This is a genomic window from Oleiphilus sp. HI0123 (assembly GCF_001635315.1).
Genome location: NZ_LWGE01001041.1, coordinates 1 through 2,861 on the forward strand (window position 1 = coordinate 1; position 2,861 = coordinate 2,861).

Genomic DNA, 2,861 nt, shown 5'->3' on the forward strand with positions numbered 1-2,861 from the left:
AATGCGCTGCGTTGTAAACCAAGTAAACGTTGTGCCAAACAAGGCTAGTGCGAGAAATAGTGTGATGACTATCTGAGAAGGAGTAAAGTTTTGTGACTTTAATCGAAGCTCCTCGCTATCAGCTTTAGATTGCGCGAGTTCTAGTTTTAGGTTTCTATTTTCCTCGTGAAGCTCTTCATATGCGGTTTCTAATGTCGATACTCGCGCTAAAACTTTGCTGTTCGACATGTCGGCAATTGAGGTTTCAAGGTTTTTTTGTACTTCCTGGTAGACAGTAGGGACGTCTTTATCGTCATCTTTGGGCTTCAAGCAGATTCGACTGATCATTAAATATAACTTATCGCGATCAATTTGCTTGGATATAACGCCTGCAGCGCCCAGGGCGTGAGCTTCTTCATAATATTTATGAGCATGCTGTGAGGTGTACATAATGACGGGAATGTTTTGTGTGTCTGGGTTTGACTTAATGGCTTTCAGAGTGTCAAAGCCATCCATACCAGGCATTAAGTGATCTAGAAAAATAAAGTCCGGGTGAAACCATCCAAGTTGAGATAGTGCTTCCTCGCCCGATGAGGCTTGCTCGCATTGGATATCCATTTTTCTAAGAATTTTTGTTAGTAGCATTCTTGAAGTAGATGAGTCATCTACGACAAGCGCATTTGTATCGGCCACGTTTTTTACTCTTGATAGGCTTATGATTGTTATTCATTGATTTTAGCTGTTTTAACTTATAACGGAAATATGTGCGGCATATTTAATCTATTTTGTTGCTAATTGACCCAGATTAAGACGTGTACGCCTTAATTTAACCACAAAGCGTTGCACGCTGAACTATATATCTGGATAATAGCGGCCCTGATTTGACGCATAAACAAATAGAGGTGTTAAGCGTGAGCAATGAAGTGATTGATAACTGTTTTTCAGATTGGAAGAGTCGTGAAGCGACTGCAGAGGCGATGATTCCATTAATTGGTCGTTTGTACCGTCGTAATAATATTGTTACGTCCATCTATGGTCGTGCTGTTATTAACCAGTCAGTAATCGGAATTCTTAAGTCACATCGTTTCGTTCGCCAGGTGGAAGAGAAAGAATTATCTGTCCACGATACTTATGCGGTATTAAAGGTGATGGATGAGCTTGAGCTTGGTCATGCTCGTGTTGACGTTGGTAAGCTCGCCGTTCGCTTTGCTGAACAAACCAATGATGTTAGTTTAGAAGAGTTTGTCAAAGCAGAGTTATCCGACGTTGTTGGTGGCTACAGTGAAGAGGCTAGCAAAGCAGCTTCTGAAAATACCAAAGATGTCGTGTTGTACGGTTTTGGTCGAATCGGTCGCTTACTTGCGCGTATTTTGATTGAGAAAGCGGGCGGTGGAAATAATCTGCGTTTACGTGCAATTGTCGTTCGCGATGGCGGTGCTAAAAACGATCTAGAGAAACGCGCCAGCTTGCTTCGTCGAGACTCGGTGCATGGCCCATTCGAAGGTACAATCACGGTCGATTCTGAAAACAATCTATTGATCGCTAACGGAAATGCTATCCAGGTAATTTATTCTGGCGGTCCGGATCAGGTCGACTACACGCAATACGGAATCAATAATGCAATCGTTATTGATAATACCGGTATCTGGAGAGATGAAGCTGGTCTAGGTAGACATCTTGAGTCTAAAGGCGTTGCTAAGGTGCTTCTAACTGCGCCAGGTAAGGGTGACATTAAGAATATCGTTTATGGCATCAATAACGGTGATATCGCAAACGATGATCAGATTTTGTCTGCAGCATCTTGTACAACTAATGCTATTACGCCTGTTCTTAAGGCGATTGATGATGAATTTGGTGTCATTGATGGCCACGTAGAGACTGTCCATTCTTACACAAATGACCAGAACTTGATTGATAACTATCACAAAGGTAGTCGTCGTGGTCGTAGCGCTCCGTTGAATATGGTTATTACTGAAACAGGTGCCGCAAAAGCTGTTTCAAAGGCACTTCCAAAGATGGAAGGTCGTTTGACGGGTAATGCGATTCGTGTTCCAACTCCGAATGTCTCAATGGCTATTCTAAATCTGAATATCGAAAAAGCTACATCTGTTGAAGATGTGAATGCTTATTTGCGTAATATTTCCCTGCATTCTGATTTGGCTAAGCAGATTGATTATCTGACTTCAGATGAAGTTGTTTCAACTGACTTTGTTGGTTCACGTCGTGCTGGTATTGTAGATTCGAATGCAACTATCGTAAGCGGTAAGCGTTTGGTTCTTTATGTTTGGTACGATAACGAGTTTGGTTATAGTGCGCAGGTTGTGCGTATTGCCAACCAAATGGCTGGCATAGAATATCCTGTCTTCCCTAAGAGCTAGAGTCTAATATTTCCTTCAGGCGCTAACTGTTCAGTTGGCGCCTTTATTTTCTTTCTTGTATAAGCTGACTTTTACTACTTTACTTATCTTGTCTACCTAGTTGGTAGTATCTAGTGCTCCTATATTTGTACGCTAAAACGCTAGGGTTGATTTTTTAAGCAGGTTGGCACTTTAAATGGGTAGAATATAAGTAAATTTTGGTGCGTAGTGTAGCAATATGTTAAATGGCTCACTATAATTGTCCACGATTTTAGGTTCGCCGCAATCGAGTGGTAATGCTTTAACTGTATGGCACTCAACAGAACAAATTCTAACGTGGCGGAAAATTCACAAATTCTGATGAGAAGGCAGGATTAATGGTCAATATTAAAAAAGGCCTCGATCTTCCAATATCCGGTTCTCCCGAACAAAGCATCACCCAAGGAAATTCCATTAGCAAGGTTGCTATAGTTGGATTTGACTATGTTGGTATGAAGCCAACCATGTCTGTTCAGGTTGGTGACA

2 protein-coding genes and 1 pseudogene are annotated in these 2,861 nt (G+C 41.6%); 2 read left to right on the forward strand and 1 reads right to left on the reverse strand.

The features are described 5' to 3' along the window. The coding region (locus tag A3761_RS09105; protein WP_068750124.1) for a PleD family two-component system response regulator at window positions 1-672 on the reverse strand (672 nt) is incomplete at its 3' end. Window positions 673-890: 218 nt separating this feature from the next. On the opposite strand from A3761_RS09105, the gene A3761_RS09110 reads away from it, so the two are divergent. Next, the gene (locus tag A3761_RS09110) at window positions 891-2,357 is read left to right on the forward strand and encodes a glyceraldehyde-3-phosphate dehydrogenase (protein ID WP_068506464.1); all 1,467 of its coding nucleotides are present in this window, start codon (window positions 891-893) and stop codon (window positions 2,355-2,357) included. A gap of 356 nt (window positions 2,358-2,713) precedes the next feature. After that, window positions 2,714-2,861: pseudogene (locus tag A3761_RS25715) on the forward strand (NADH:ubiquinone reductase (Na(+)-transporting) subunit A); the annotation flags it as partial.